14 protein-coding genes and 3 pseudogenes are annotated in these 14,024 nt (G+C 64.6%); 5 read left to right on the top strand and 12 right to left on the bottom strand.

All coding sequences use genetic code 11. The features are described from left to right. Positions 1 to 10 precede the first annotated feature (10 nt). On the top strand, positions 11 to 706 hold the full coding sequence (locus tag J3489_RS12490) for a GntR family transcriptional regulator (RefSeq protein WP_206998352.1): 696 nt from the start codon (positions 11 to 13) through the stop codon (positions 704 to 706). A gap of 148 nt (positions 707 to 854) precedes the next feature. Here the strand turns inward: J3489_RS12490 and hpaH are convergent, their stop codons facing one another. The 6 genes and pseudogenes from hpaH to J3489_RS12460 form a co-directional block, all read right to left on the bottom strand. Further along, a complete protein-coding gene (gene hpaH / locus J3489_RS12485) occupies positions 855 to 1,658 on the bottom strand; it encodes a 2-oxo-hept-4-ene-1,7-dioate hydratase (RefSeq protein WP_206998350.1) in 804 nt (267 codons plus the stop codon). Between the two features lie 54 nt (positions 1,659 to 1,712). Beyond that, positions 1,713 to 2,104 (bottom strand): annotated as a pseudogene (locus tag J3489_RS12480) (5-carboxymethyl-2-hydroxymuconate Delta-isomerase). 45 nt (positions 2,105 to 2,149) lie between these two features. Beyond that, the gene (gene hpaD / locus J3489_RS12475; RefSeq protein WP_206998348.1) at positions 2,150 to 2,998 is read right to left on the bottom strand and encodes a 3,4-dihydroxyphenylacetate 2,3-dioxygenase; all 849 of its coding nucleotides are present in this window, start codon (positions 2,996 to 2,998) and stop codon (positions 2,150 to 2,152) included. A gap of 22 nt (positions 2,999 to 3,020) precedes the next feature. Beyond that, the gene (hpaE, locus tag J3489_RS12470) at positions 3,021 to 4,484 is read right to left on the bottom strand and encodes a 5-carboxymethyl-2-hydroxymuconate semialdehyde dehydrogenase (protein WP_206998346.1); all 1,464 of its coding nucleotides are present in this window, start codon (positions 4,482 to 4,484) and stop codon (positions 3,021 to 3,023) included. A gap of 24 nt (positions 4,485 to 4,508) precedes the next feature. After that, positions 4,509 to 5,273, bottom strand: coding sequence for a fumarylacetoacetate hydrolase family protein (locus J3489_RS12465; protein WP_206998344.1), 765 nt, complete (start codon positions 5,271 to 5,273; stop codon positions 4,509 to 4,511). Between the two features lie 128 nt (positions 5,274 to 5,401). After that, positions 5,402 to 6,088, bottom strand: a pseudogene (locus J3489_RS12460) (fumarylacetoacetate hydrolase family protein); the annotation flags it as partial. A gap of 153 nt (positions 6,089 to 6,241) precedes the next feature. Between J3489_RS12460 and hpaR the strand changes: the two are divergent. After that, positions 6,242 to 6,667 (top strand): annotated as a pseudogene (gene hpaR / locus J3489_RS12455) (homoprotocatechuate degradation operon regulator HpaR); the annotation flags it as partial. Between the two features lie 394 nt (positions 6,668 to 7,061). Here the strand turns inward: hpaR and J3489_RS12450 are convergent. Beyond that, entirely contained in the window at positions 7,062 to 7,631 is a 570-nt protein-coding gene (locus J3489_RS12450) for a cupin domain-containing protein (RefSeq protein WP_206998338.1), read from the bottom strand. Positions 7,632 to 7,773: 142 nt separating this feature from the next. Continuing rightward, complete coding sequence (locus tag J3489_RS12445) at positions 7,774 to 8,433, bottom strand: hypothetical protein (RefSeq protein ID WP_242539970.1); 660 nt, start codon at positions 8,431 to 8,433, stop codon at positions 7,774 to 7,776. Between the two features lie 59 nt (positions 8,434 to 8,492). Here J3489_RS12445 and cydX point away from each other — a divergent pair, with 59 nt between their 5' ends. Together cydX and J3489_RS12435 are read left to right on the top strand one after the other, a co-directional pair. Continuing rightward, complete coding sequence (gene cydX, locus J3489_RS12440; RefSeq protein ID WP_206998336.1) at positions 8,493 to 8,645, top strand: cytochrome bd-I oxidase subunit CydX; 153 nt, start codon at positions 8,493 to 8,495, stop codon at positions 8,643 to 8,645. Beyond that, entirely contained in the window at positions 8,642 to 9,262 is a 621-nt protein-coding gene (locus J3489_RS12435; RefSeq protein ID WP_206998334.1) for a P-loop nucleotide/nucleoside kinase family protein, read from the top strand. The genes cydX and J3489_RS12435 overlap by 4 nt, the downstream gene beginning before the upstream one ends. Before the next feature lie 27 nt (positions 9,263 to 9,289). On the opposite strand, the gene J3489_RS12430 is transcribed toward J3489_RS12435, so the two are convergent. Both J3489_RS12430 and J3489_RS12425 read right to left on the bottom strand, forming a co-directional pair. Continuing rightward, positions 9,290 to 10,387, bottom strand: a complete 1,098-nt coding sequence (locus tag J3489_RS12430) for a saccharopine dehydrogenase family protein (RefSeq protein ID WP_206998331.1) — start codon at positions 10,385 to 10,387, stop codon at positions 9,290 to 9,292. A 257-nt stretch (positions 10,388 to 10,644) separates the two neighbouring features. Continuing rightward, positions 10,645 to 11,373, bottom strand: coding sequence for a TetR/AcrR family transcriptional regulator (locus J3489_RS12425; RefSeq protein ID WP_206998329.1), 729 nt, complete (start codon positions 11,371 to 11,373; stop codon positions 10,645 to 10,647). Positions 11,374 to 11,443: 70 nt separating this feature from the next. Here J3489_RS12425 and J3489_RS12420 point away from each other — a divergent pair, with 70 nt between their 5' ends. Next, entirely contained in the window at positions 11,444 to 12,025 is a 582-nt protein-coding gene (locus J3489_RS12420; RefSeq protein WP_206998327.1) for a hydrolase, read from the top strand. A gap of 154 nt (positions 12,026 to 12,179) precedes the next feature. On the opposite strand, the gene J3489_RS12415 is transcribed toward J3489_RS12420, so the two are convergent. Both J3489_RS12415 and panE read right to left on the bottom strand, forming a co-directional pair. Next, the gene (locus J3489_RS12415; protein ID WP_206998324.1) at positions 12,180 to 12,644 is read right to left on the bottom strand and encodes an Lrp/AsnC family transcriptional regulator; all 465 of its coding nucleotides are present in this window, start codon (positions 12,642 to 12,644) and stop codon (positions 12,180 to 12,182) included. 50 nt (positions 12,645 to 12,694) lie between these two features. Beyond that, the gene (gene panE, locus J3489_RS12410) at positions 12,695 to 13,645 is read right to left on the bottom strand and encodes a 2-dehydropantoate 2-reductase (protein WP_206998323.1); all 951 of its coding nucleotides are present in this window, start codon (positions 13,643 to 13,645) and stop codon (positions 12,695 to 12,697) included. Positions 13,646 to 14,024 lie beyond the last annotated feature (379 nt).

Here is a 14,024-nt window from a genome sequence, read left to right as displayed (position 1 = left end):
AGGATTTTGCATGCAATCGTCCAACTCCGAAGCCAGTGCTCCGCTGCGGCTCCTGCCGAAGCTCGAGCGGCAGCGCCTGCACGACACCGTGGTCGACCATCTGCGCGAATTCATCGTCGAAGGCGTGCTCGCGCCGGGCACGAAGCTCAATGAGCGCGAACTGTGCGAGCGGCTCGGCATTTCGCGCACGCCGCTGCGCGAAGCGCTGAAGGTGCTCGCGGCGGAAGGGTTGATCGAGATCTCGCAGAACCGCGGCGCGACGGTTTCGAAGATGAGCGATGCGGAAATCTGGGAGACCTTCGAGGTGATGAGCGGCCTGGAGGCGTTCTCAGGCGAGCTGGCGTGCCAGCGCATCACGCCGGCCGAACTCGCGGAGATCAAGGCGCTGCATTACGCGATGCTGGCATGCCGCACGCAGAACGACCTGCCCGGCTACTACAGCCGCAACCACGAGATTCACAACCGGATCAACGAAGCCGCGCGCAATTCGGTACTGCGTCAGATGTATGTGTCGATCAACCGGCGGCTGCAGGCACTGCGCTTTCGTTCGAACTTCCATGCGCAGAAGTGGGACAGCGCGGTGCACGACCACGAGGAAATGCTGAAGGCGCTCGAAGCGCGCGACGGCAAGCGGCTCGCGGAAATTCTGCGGCAGCACTTGCTCGATAAGCGGGATGCGGTGATGCAGGTGGGATCGGAGTCGTGAGTCCGCCCGCCCGGCCAGCGAAGGCCAAGGCGGGCGGGTTGGCTGCTGCACGGCATCGATAGGTCGAGTCTGCTGGGCGCCCTGCCTCGTCGGTTCGGCGCTTCAACATCGGAGGCGCTGCCTGTCGCGCGCCTCGGTGACGAACGGCTTAACCGAAATAACAGTTGATGGTGCCGAGCGGGCCGTAGTCCACATTGAACGTGTCGCCCTTTCTCGCCGCGCATGGCCGCGTAAACGAGCCGCCGAGAATCACCTGCCCCGGCTCCAGCGCGACGTCGAACGGCGCGAGCTTGTTCGCGAGCCACGCCACGCCGTTCGCCGGATGATTGAGCACCCCCGCCGCGACGCCCGTTTCCTCGACGACGCCATTGCGCGACATGATCGCCGCGACCCAGCGCAAGTCGACGTCGTGCGGCCGCACGGGCCGGCCGCCGAGCACGACGCCTGCGTTCGCGGCGTTGTCGGCGATCGTGTCGAACACCTTGCGCGGACGCTTCGTTTCCGGGTCGATAGAATGGCTGCGCGCGTCGATGATCTCGAGCGCGGGCGTGACGTAATCGACGGCGTCGTAGACATCGAAGATCGTGCAGTTCGGGCCTTTCAAGCGCTTGCCGAGCACGAACGCGAGTTCGACTTCGACGCGCGGCACGATGAAGCGATCGACGCGCACCGTGCCGCCTTCGGCAAAAAACATGTCGTCGAGCAGTGCGCCGAAATCCGGCTCGTCGATCTGCGACGTGTACTGCATCGCCTTCGACGTCAGCCCGATCTTGTGCCCCTTCAAGACACGCCCTTCGGCGATTTTCAAGGCGACCCACTCGCGTTGGATCGCGTACGCGTCGTCGATCGTGATGTCCGGATGGTCGAGCGAGATCTGCCGAATCTGCTCGCGATTCTGCTCGGCTTGGTGGAGCTTTCGCGCCAGCAGTTCGATCGTGCCTTGGCTCAGCATGATGTGCGATTCCCCAATGGATGATTTAAGCCCGAACCTGGCGTTCAGGGCGGCTCAGGAGGCGCGCTGGTAGCGCGCGTGAATGTTGTTGTGCTTGTATGTGCCGCTTTCGCCGAACTCGATCAGCTCCATCGACAGCGCCAGATAACGCTTCGCAAAAACATCGGCAAAGTGCGCCTTGACGGCTTCGAACAGCGCGTCGCAGGTTTTCTTCTTCACCGCGTCGCTGCGGCCGGCGCCGATTTTCAGCGTGATGTGCACGAACGCGTCATCTTCTGCGCCATCGGCCACGCGGAGTCGTGCAACTCGAATGCGCGCGAGCGGATGCCGCCGATCGGAAACGCGCCGTCCTGCGCGATCAGCGTGTCGTTGATCGTCTTCAAGAGCGCCGGGATGCGCGCGCCGGGGCCCAGGTTGTCGGTGTATTCGACGATGATGTGAGGCATGGCGAGGCTCCTGTTATTCAATGGCGCTTAAGGGACCGAGCGTGTTCAAGGCAGTGGAAAGATCGCGTTGATCTGCCCGGTGCCCGAACTCGCGAAGTAGCCGGTGACGATCTCGACCGGCTTGTCGTACGCATCCCAACCGAGCAGGCCGAGCAGCATCGCCGTATCGTGCATGCCGCCTTCGCCGAAGCAATGCAGGTTGTACTCCGGCAACATCTTGCAGAACGTCGCGAAGTCGCCCTTCTTCCACAGCTCCACGACGCGCTCGTCCACTTGCCGGAAAAACTCGCGGCTGATCATGTGGATCGCTTCTTCCGGGCTGTTGTTGTCGTTGAAGCGGTGCGACAGCGACCCGCTCGCGAAAAACGCCACGTTCGAATCGCTCGCCTCGATCGCCTCCTTCAGCGCCGCGCCGAAGCGCCGGCTCTCGTCGAGCGGGTGCCACGCGCACCAGCCCGCGATCGAGACCACCTTGAAGTGCTGATCGCCGTTCATGTAGCGCATCGGCACGAGTGTGCCGTATTCGAGCTCGAGGCTGTCGATCTCGTGAGCGCGCGTGAACACGCCGTGCCCGGTCGCCGTCGCCGCGATCAGGCGCCCGAGCTCCGGGTTGCCCGGATACGCGTACGTCATGTTCTTGATGAAGTGCGGCAGCTCGTTGCTCGTGTACGTGCCCGCGAAACGCGAGTTGCAGTTCACGTGGTAGCCGGCATTGACGAGCCAGTGCGTGTCGGACACGACGATCGTATCGACGCCCAGCTCGCGGCATCGCTCGCCGATGAACTTGTGCCCGTCGATCGCGGCCTGCCGGCAGCCGTGGTGCCGGCCTGGCAACTCGGACAGATACATCGAAGGCACGTGCGTGATCTTGGCGGCTATGGAAAGCTTACCCATCGTTCTGTCTCCGGTGAAACCGTCAAACGCCCCACTTCGGAATGTGATGGCTGCCCATCGAGATGCAGACGTTCTTCACTTCCGCGAACACTTCGAAGCTGTATTCGCCGCCTTCGCGCCCGGTGCCTGACGCCTTCACGCCGCCGAACGGCTGGCGCAGGTCGCGCACGTTCTGGCTGTTGACGAACACCATGCCCGCTTCGATGCCGCGCGCCAAGCGGTGGACCTTGCCGACATCCTGCGTCCAGATGTACGACGAGAGCCCGTACTGCGTCTCGTTCGCGAGGCGCAGGCCATCGTCTTCGTTATCGAACGGGATCAGGCACGCGACCGGCCCGAAGATCTCTTCCTGCGCGATGCGCATCCGGTTGTCGACGCCGGCGAGCACGGTCGGCTGCACGAAGTTGCCGTTCTTGAGATGGGCGGGCAGGCCGGCTGGCTTGTCGGCGCCGCCCGCGAGGATCTTCGCGCCTTCCTGTTCGCCGAGGCGGATGTAGCCGGTGACCTTCTCCCAGTGCGCGCGCGTGATCATCGCGCCGAGGTTCGTTCTCTCGTCGGCCGGATCGCCGACGATCAGGCGGTTCGCACGCTCCGCGAACTTGAGCACGAATTCGTCGTAGATCGAGCGTTGGATGAAGATGCGCGAACCCGCCGTGCAGCGCTCGCCGTTGATCGAGAAGATCGTGAAGAGCGACGCATCGAGCGCGCGGTCGAGATCCGCATCGTCGAAGATCAGCACCGGCGACTTGCCGCCGAGCTCCATCGAATACTTCTTGAGGCCCGCGCTTTCCATGATCTTCTTGCCGGTGGCCGTGCCGCCCGTAAACGACACGGCGCGCACATCGGGGTGACGCACGAGCGCATCGCCGGCCGTCGCGCCGTAGCCCTGCACGACGTTGAACACGCCGGGCGGAATCCCCGCCTCCAATGCCAGCATGCCGAGCTGATCCGCGGTGAGCGGCGACAGCTCCGACATCTTCATCACCGCCGTATTGCCGAGCGCGAGGCACGGCGCGGTTTTCCACGTCGCCGTCATGAACGGCACGTTCCACGGCGACACGAGCGCGCACACGCCGACCGGCTGATATAGCGTGTAGTTCAGCATCTGATCGTCGACCGGGTAAGTGCGGCCGTTCATCTGCACGCACACTTCGGCGAAGAAGTTGAAGTTCTCGGACGCGCGCGGAATCAGCTGCTTCCTGGTCTGCGAGATCGGCAGGCCCGTATCCCGCGTTTCGAGCGCGGCGAGTTCCGGCACGTGCTGGTCGATCAGCTCGGCGAGCTTGCGCATCCGCTTCGCGCGCTCCTTTGCGGGCGTGTTCGCCCATTTCGGGAACGCCTCTTTCGCGGCCCGCACTGCGAGATCGATCTCGGTCTCGCCGCCCGACGCAACCGCCGTGATTTCCTCGCCGGTCGCCGGGTTGTAGGTGATGAAGGTCTCGCGGCTCTCGACTTGCCTGCCGTCGATCCAGTGTTTGATGGTCATCGTTGGCTCCTTGCGCCGACGCCGTCAGCCCGCGCGGTAGTAATCGGTTTCACTCACGATCGAATTGACGAGCCGGCCGACACCTTCGATCTCGGTCACGACCTCGTCGCCCGGTTTCGTATCGGCGAGCCCTTCCGGCGTGCCCGTCAGGATCACGTCGCCCGGCGAGAGCGTCATGAAGCTGCTGAGGGTTTCGATCAGCGACGCAATGTCGAAAATCATGTCGTGCGTCGAGCCTTGCTGCGTCTTGACGCCGTTGACGAACGTGGAGAGCGTGAGGTTCATCGGGTCCGGCACGTCGTCGCGATCGACTAGCCACGGCCCGAGCGGCGTGCAGGTATCGCGGTTCTTCACGCGCAGGTTCGGGCGGTAGTAGTTTTCGAGGTAGTCGCGGATCGCGTAATCGTTCGCCACGGTGTAGCCACGGACGTACTCGTCGGCGTCTTCGCGCGACACGCGGCGAGCCGTCTTGCCGATCACCACTGCGAGTTCGCACTCGTAGTGCATGTAAGTCGCGTCGACCGGGCGCACTGTCTGCGCGCGATGGCCGACGAACGTGTTCGGGCCTTTCAGGAAAATGAGCGGCTCTTCGGGCGCCTTGAACGCGAGTTCCTTCGCATGGTCGGCATAGTTCAGGCCGAGCGCGAAGGCCGTGCGCGGCTCGACGGGCGGCAGCCAGATCACGTCGCGCTCGGCGAGCACGCGCCCGGTGTCGAGGCGGATCAGATCGTCGCCCGCGGGCGTGGCGGTGTGCACCGCGCCGTTGAATGCCACACGTGCCGTTTTCATCGTGCCTCCCTTCCCCCAATCCCCCAATCCCCCAAAGGGACTTCCTGCGGGGCGGGGGACGTCCTGCGAGGCGCGGGACTTTCTTCGCGGGGCAGCGAACGATAGTGAGCGTCGGGGTCGTCAATCTTCTCCGTCACGAGCGTATGCGTAAGCGTGCCCACTTCGCCGATGGCGATCTCAACCATGTCGCCCGTGCGAGCGCGCGGCACATTGGCCGGCACGCCGATCAGCAGCACATCGCCGGCGTCGAGCGACATGAACGACGTCACGTCTGCGATCAGTTGCGCGACAGGACGCACGAGGTCGCCGGTATTCGTCTCCAGCCTGGTTTCGCCGTTTACGCGCACGGTGAGCGACAGACGATCCGGATCGCGCACCGCGTCGCGCGCGACCACAGACGGGCCGATCGGGCAGAAGCCGTCGCGGCACTTGAAGCGCACGGCCGGTCGGTAATAGTTCGGATGCGGCACGCCGACGTCGCTGACGACCGTGTAGCCGAGCACGTAGCCGAGCGCGTCGGCGGCCGTTACGCGCGTGGCGCGACGGCCGAACACTACGCCGAGCGTCGCGCCGATTTCGAGTTCGCCGACGCCGTCCGGCACCGCGACCAGAGCGCCGTCGTGCGCGTAGGTGTTCGCGGGCTTGATATAGAGGATCGGCGCTTGCGGCGGCTTGCCGTACGGCGCCGCGTTGACCGCGTCGCCCAGCGCGGTCAACGCGCTGCGGAAATTCAAGAGCGCCCCATAGACGCTTTTCAACTCGACCTCGCCGCGCGCCGTGCGCCCGGCCTTGTCGGTCACCACAGAAAGTCTCATCGGCTTGACTCCTTGCTCGTCGGCAGGATGGGTTCCCGGAACATAGTAATTAATATGTTAATCATAGGCAAGCGAATCCGCCGATAGTTGATTGCGGTATGCGGCATGCGGCGTCCCTGATAAGATTTCGCCATCGCCTTTCCGTCCAAAGCCATGACCCGCCAGTTCGACCACCGCAATCTCGCGATGCTGCTTCTGCAGGCGCGCGAAACGCTGATGGGCATGTTCCGCCCGATCCTCAACGAGTTTTCGCTGACCGAGCAGCAGTGGCGCATCATCCGCACGCTCGACGCGCAGCCGTCGCGCGAACTCGAAGCGGGCCAGATCGCGAAGCTGTGCTGCATCCTGAGCCCGAGCCTGACCGGCGTGCTGGAGCGTATGGAGCGCGATGGCCTGATCCGGCGCATGCGCCCGCTCGCCGACCAGCGCAAGCTCATCGTGACGCTGACGCCCAAGAGCACGGAGCTGGTCGCGCAGATCGGCCCGCGCGTCGACGCCCAATACCAGCTTCTCGAAGCGCGCCTCGGCACGAGCACGCTCAATGAAACGTATCAGCTTCTCGACCGCATGATTGCTGTATTGCCGCGCAACGACGGCGAGGAAGCGACTGCGGCTGCGGCCGCCGAGCAGCGCCGCCCACGCGCCCGCGCGGCACGAACGCCCGCTTGACGCACGCGGGGCCGCACCTGCTGCGGCTCCGTACCGCACGCAACTGAACATTCCCCGCAGCTCGCCATATCGGCCGCGTTCAAGATACGACGCGGAACTTCGTCTGCGCCGGGTGTGCAACACCCTAGCCGCATCACTTTAATGCATAATTTAATTATCTATTTTTCGTTAGGCGTTATCAAAAATCATAATAATGCCCTGGCACGTACGTTCAAGGGAGAATCGGCCGAGGTGGCCGATGCATTTTCGGCTCGCGACTCTTACGTTCGCAATGGACTGGTCACGAGCTGGATATCCAAGATTGTCACGGTGCGCGCGGCGCGAGGCGCCGGATCAGTTCTGCGTGGCTCGGATGCGCGGCGGCCAGTGCCTCGGCGTCGGCCAGTTCGAACTCGCTGAACTCGAATCCGGGCGCAACCGTGCAGCCGACGAGCGCGAAACCGGCCGCACCCGCCAGATCCGCCTGATCCGCGAGAGCGGGACATTGCGCGGCAAACCAGCACCCGGCCGGCACGACGGCCTGAAAGACCGCGTCGTCGCGAACCAGCGCATTGCCGAGCCGGTGCGTGACGAGCTGCCCGGCGGCATCGAGCACGTGCACATCGAGCGGGTCGCCGGCGTAGAAATGCCAGACCTCGTCGGAGCGAATCCGGTGCCACGCCGAATACGCGCCGTCGCAGAGCATGTAGTAGATGCAGGTCGACGCACAACGCGAAGCATCGGTCGCCCCGCTGCGCTCCCCGTCGCTCGTGCCCGTGATCCGAGCGACGCGCGCGGGATCGCGATGCGTCTCGCGGTAGTGGCCGCCTTCGGGATGCGGGATCAGCCCGAAACGCTCGATCAGATGGTGTTTTGCGTGGCTGGCTGAGTTCATCGGATGACCCTCCTCGAGGATGGGCGCTCGCACGACAAGCGGCCGCATGTTAGCGCAAAGGCGCGGCGAGCCGCGTGCAAAGGCGCGCTGACTTGCCGCAATGTCTGAATGCATCCGCCCCGAAACCCGCCGCAACGGCTCGCTAATGCGGCACGCGCCGCAAACCGACGCGATGGTCCTTGTCGAACGCGACGCTCGCGACGTTCGTATAGCGGGCATCGACCGTAAAGCGAATCTCGATCACCGGATCGAACTGTGTCGACACCGCCAGCCGGTGCACGCCCGGGCTCAGATAGAACACGACATGCTCGCCGTTTTGCAGATCCGTGACCTGCACGCCGTCGACGTAAACGAGCGCGTCGCGAAACCGCACGATCACGTTGTCGGTGCGCTCGCGGCGCACGTCGACGGCGACTTTGCCGGCGGCCGGCTGCGTGACATCCGGCTTGAGGATGCGTTCGACCGGCACCGGCCTGAACGCCACGGGTGCCGCAGGCGTCGCCGCGCAGCCGGCCAAGACCGCCGAAGCGGCGACGAGTGCCGCCGCGATCGTCCCCGCCGTGCTCGGGCGCACCGCCGCCCTCGCCTTGCCTGCCCAATGCCCGCGCATGCTGTTCCCGTCGTCGGCGTCGAATGCGAGAGAGTGTAGCGGCTCGCCGTCCGCGCGTGCATCCGGTGGCGCACACAGCCGCGTAGACCCTTCCCTCTTGCGCGGCAAGGCGTTCTTGATCATGATCGAACGTGCATCCGGCGTCCCCGGCGACGCCGCGCTGGGCTTGCCGCCGCGGCCCCATGCTGTCATCCCGCACTCCGGCGCACGGCGGCGGGCAGCGCCGCAGAACCCACCTCAAGGAGACCGCCATGTGGTATTTCGCCTGGATCCTCGGCATCGGCGTCGCACTCGGCTTCGGCATCATCAACGTGATGTGGCTCGATGCGAACGATACCTTCGCGCACGATGCCGTCGAAGGCGCCGATGCTCAGGCGGACGACTCCAAGGACAAGCACTCGTGACCTATCTGGTTTTTCTGTGCGGTCACGCGGGCACGGGCAAGACGACGATCGCCAAGCGCCTGATCGGGCCGCTCATGCGCACGACGGGCAGCGCATTCTGCCTGCTCGACAAGGACACGCTCTACGGACACTACAGCGCCGCCGCCATGCAGGCGCTGACCGGCGACCCCAACGACCGCGACAGCCCGCTTTTTCTCCAGCATCTGCGCGATCCCGAGTACCGGGGCCTCATCGATACGGCTCGCGAGAATCTCGAACTCGGCATCAGCACAGTCGTGATCGGGCCGCTTTCGCGCGAGATTCGCGACCGCCGGCTTTTCGACCGTCAATGGCTCGGTGTCGCGGACGACGTCGTGATCCGCATCGTCTGGGTGCTGACGTCGGAAGAGACCGCGCATGCACGCATCGTCGCTCGCGCCAATCCGAACGATGCGTACAAGCTCGCGCACTGGGACGAGTACCGGCAGCGCCGCTTCGTGCCGGGCGGCACGGCGCGCGTTGGTCTCATCATGTTCGACAACACCGCGCCGAGCGCGGCCGATTTCGACGCGCTGCTGCGCGAGATCGTGCAGATGCCGTCGCGGCCGGCAACGATCCTGCCGCCGGGGCCCGCCTGACGCCGCGCTCCACCGCGGCATTCATGCTCAAGCCGTCGCCATCGCCTCGAGCGTCGCGCCTTCGTACAGCTTGCCGAAGCGATTGTCGAGGAAGTCGCGCAACGACACTTGCTCCTGGCGCACGAAACCGCTTTGCGGCAGCTTCTTTTCGCGGAACAGGTCGAGCACCGCGCACATCGCGCCCGCCGTGGTGATTTGAATCGCGCTCATCGGCACGCCGCACACGGTCTTCGCAAAGATCTTGCGCGTGAACACGTCCTGCACGAGCTGGCCGTCGCGCATGCCCGTCACGGTGACGAAGATCAGCACGACGTCTTGCGCGGTCGACGGCACCGCCCGGCGCATGATCGACTTGAGCGTGTCACGATCGCTCGACAGACGCAGCTCTTCGAGCAGGAACTGGATCAGCGCGCGGTGGCCGGGATAGCGGACCGACTTGTAGTCGAGCGATTCGACACGGCCGGACAGCGTCTCGCACAGCGTGCCGAGGCCGCCCGACGTATTGAACGCTTCGTACTCGATGCCGTCGAGCGAGAAATGCTCGAGGCCTTCGAGCGGCTGAACCCATTGCGAGCGGCCGTCGCGAATCGCTTCGCACGGCTGGCAGTATTCGTTGATGAGGCCGTCGACACTCCAGGTCAGGTTGTACTTGAGCGCGTTGGTCGGAAACTCCGGCAACGCACCGACCCGCATCTTCACTTCGCGGATCTCTGAGAAGCGGTTCGCCAGTTCGTGCGCGGCAATGCCGATGAAGCCCGGCGCGAGCCCGCACTGCGGCATGAACGCATGCGTCGCGCCGTCGGCGAGGCTGCGGATCGCGTTGGTCGCGCGCACGTCCTCGGTGAGGTCGAAATAGTGGACGCCCGCGGCCTTCGCCGCCGCAGCCACGTTCACCGCGAGGTAGTACGGCAACGCGTTGACGAGCGCGTCGAAGCCTTGCACGGCGTTCTGAATCGCGTTGGCGTCGGCCGAATCGACGCGTTCGGTGGGGATGCCCTGGGCGGCGAGCTTGGCAAGCGCGTGCGGATCGCGATCGAATGCAACGACTTCGTACTCGCCGGTCTCCCGCAGCATGTGGGCAATGGTGTGGCCGATCAGACCGGCACCGACGATGGCAACTTTCATGCGCTTCTCCTGATTGTTCTGCGTGTCGTGGATGGTTGCCGCCGCCTGCGGCACAAGGCAGCGGGTGGAAACTCTGCACACAGTGTAGGGATGCGCAAAAACAGTTTATAGACGCAAAGTGCTGCGCTCTGACTGCGAATTTCGTCATAATGACGAGGCAAATCGTCACTATGACGAAAACGTGTAAAAATTGTGCAAACGCGGGCGGCGGCGCGGCAGCGCTGTCGTCGTGAACGAACCGCAAACGGTATCTGGCTCTACGGCTTTTCCTTGCCCTTGCTCTTCGGACCGGCGCCGTTGTGCGAAGGGGAACGCCCCTTGCGCGCCGCGCCTCGCTGCGCTCCGCCGGTCTGTCGGCCACACCGTGCTTCCATCACGTCCTCGAGGTAGTGCTGCACCACGCGCTGGAACTCCAGCATCGCCGCGTGGCGGCCGGCCACGCTCGCATCGTGGCTCAGCGCGACGGCTGCCTTCATAAGATGCTGGACGACCACGGCCCGGAACAAAGCCTCTTTCGCGGACAGTCGCGGCGCGAGGGCGGCCAGCACGGAGGCGATTCCCTTGCGCAATCTTTCGCGCACGCCGGTGGCGCCAGGCAGCACGACATCATGCGCGTCGGCCAGCACCACGAAAGCGGGGTGCGTCGCGCGAAACGCCACGAACAACGTCGTCAGCCGGCCCGCAACGACCGATGCGTCAAGCGACGGCACCTCCTCGCTCAGCCGGTCGAACGCTGCCTCGAGCTCGGTCACGTATTGCTCGATCAGCGTACCTGCGACCTGCTCTTTCGTCGGAAAGAACTGGTAAAGCGAACCGATCGACGACTCCGCGCGCGCGGCGATCGCTGTCATCGTCGTTGCTTCGTATCCTTTTTCGGCGAACTCCGCGCCTGCGGCTTCCAGCAACGACGCGACCCGCGCATGACCGCGGGCGCGGCGCGGCGCCTTCGCCTCGCCAGGATTCGGCGTTGACTTTTGTGAGTTCATCCTCATACACTATTTGTGAGCACCCCCTCACAATACACCAGCGGCTCATCGCTTTCAACGGAAGACCATCATGTTGCAGAAACTTGACCCCAAGACTACCGCCCTCGTTCTGATCGATCTTCAGCAGGGCATTCTCGGATTCGGGAAAGCACCCCGCCCAGGCGTTGCCGTGGTGGCTACCGCGGCAACGCTCGCGAAACGCTTCCGGGAAGCGAATGCGCCAGTCGTCCTGGTCCGGGTGGGCTGGAGCGCCGACTTCGGCGATGCACTGAAGCAGCCCGTCGATCAGCCCGCAGCGCTTCCCCCCGGCGGACTCCCCTCGAACTGGTGGGACTTCCCCGCCGAACTGGCGGTGGAGGAGCGTGACATCAAGATCACGAAGCGCCAATGGAGCGCTTTTTACGGCACCGAGCTCGACCTGCAATTGCGGCGTCGCGGCATCGAGACCATCGTGCTCGGCGGGATTTCGACGAACATCGGCGTCGAGTCGACGGCCCGCGCCGCGCACGAGCACGGGTACTCGCTGGTGCTCATCGAGGACGCAATGAGCTGCGCCGCGCCCGAGCATCACCATGCGTCGCTCAATTACATCTTCCCGAGGCTCGGTCTCGTCCGGCAATCCGGCGAAGTACTCGCGGCGCTCGCAGGCTGACGACGCCCGATGGACAAGTCAAGCGCGGCCGGAGAGCCACGATGAGCAGCGAACTTCACTCCGCGGCTTCGCCGCCCTTGCGCCGCGTCGAAACCGTGTTCGACGGTCGGGTGTTGGGTTTTGGTCTATTTGCCGGCGCCGCAGCGAGAAACGCCTATCCGCCGATCATCCCGCGATCGATCTTGCGCGCGAGGATGATCGACGTCGTCGTGCGCTCGACACCTTCGAGCCCGCCGATCTGATCGAGCAAGTCGTTGAGGCGGTCGGGCGAATCGGCGCGCAGCCACGCGACGTAGTCGAACTCGCCACTGACCGCGCACAGCAGCTGCACCTCCGGCATCTTCGAGAGGCGCTTCAACACATCCGCTCCGAACTTCGGCGCGAGGATGATGCCGACGTACGCGTAGATGCTCGCATCGAGCACGTCCTGGCCGAGGCGCACGCTGTAGCCCGCGATCACGTTCGTGCGTTCGAGCCGCTCGATGCGAGCGATCACGGTGGTCCGCGCGACGCCCAGCTGGCGCGCGAGATTCGCGACGCTTTCGCGCGCGTTGGCCTGAAGCAAAGCAACCAGGTTGCGGTCGAGTTCGTCGAGCTGGTCGAGGCGCGGAGGTCTCATCTAGGGAAAAGCCGGGCTGGAGGTAGGAAGAACCGGATTATCGCCCGGCGTTATGCCGCCGTGGCTGCTGTGCGCGAGCGCCGCGCTTCGTAGGCCTTCACGTGGTTATATGCGATGCGCAGAATCGACAGCCCGCCGTCCGCTTGCGAAGCGCCATTCGCGCGGGCGAGCAAGTCGCCCAGCACGTGATCGCCCTCGGTGCGTTGACCGTTCTCGATATCGCGCATCATCGACGCCGACAGCGGCGACCCCGGCCCGAACAGCGGCCCTTTCGTGCGCTCGGCAAACGGCTGCCGGACCGGATAGCCGTTGGCCTGCGCGATCGCGCTGCATTCGGCGAGGATGGCGGCGATCGCGGCATGGCCGTCGGGCGCGTTCAGAATGTCGCCGATGGTCGCGCGGAACAGGCACGTGCTCGCGGCGAGCGTCGCGAGGAAGACCCACTTCTCCCACATTTGCTGCACGATGGTTTCGCTCGCATCGACGTCGAAGCCGCCCGCGCCGAGCGCCTTTGCAATCGCGGCCACGCGCTCGGAGCGCGTACCGTCGAGTTCGCCGAAGCCGATCGCGTGCATGTCCGTCATCTGGACAATCGCGCGGTTCGCATCGAGCGTCGCCGAGATCAGGCAGATGCCGCCCACCACGCTCGATGCGCCGAAGCGCTCGCGCAGCACATCCAGATGGCGCATGCCGTTGAGCAGCGGGAGGATCACGGTCGACGGGCCGACTGCGGGCGCGAACGACTCGATGGCGTTGTCGAGATCGTAGGCCTTGCAACTGAGGAGCACGAGATCGTAAGGCGCGTGGATGCGATCGGCGAGCACCGTCTGGACGTTCGTCAGCGTGGCGTCGCCCTTCGGGCTCTTGATGACGAGCCCCGACTGTTTCAGCTCCGCGGCGCGCTTCTCGCGCACGAGAAACGTCACATCCTGACCGGCGAGCGCCATCCGGCCGCCGAAATATCCGCCGGTCGCTCCGGCGCCCACTACGAGAATTCGCATCGTCGTCCTCTCAGTTGCTGTTTTGCGCGAACGCCGTCGATTGGAAAATCGCCGGTTCGCTCGCCGAAAGATGATCACTGTAATATAAAACGACCCGGAACACCGGCCGACACCGGCAAGCGCTGTCGGCTTTCAATGTCCTTTCCGTGGGGCGCTTCCGGTTGTCCGGCACCGGCCACGGAAATTTCCATGCAGACGAGTCGATTCGCGGTCCCAGCGGTTTTAAGTTGTAGTTCGTTTCGGTTGTAAGCAGTTGTCGCATTGTGGCCGTAATGGGGAATTATCGTGATACAAATAGCGCGATCGGCGAAGAGCGCTGGTGCAAGAGGCCGTGCCAAACGGCACCGCACTCGCTTCGCCGGGGTTCCATCCCACACGT

Origin of the sequence: Trinickia mobilis, assembly GCF_017315705.1 — a bacterium.
GTDB lineage: Bacteria > Pseudomonadota > Gammaproteobacteria > Burkholderiales > Burkholderiaceae > Trinickia_A > Trinickia_A mobilis.
This window is presented reverse-complemented; position numbering and strand designations above follow the sequence as displayed.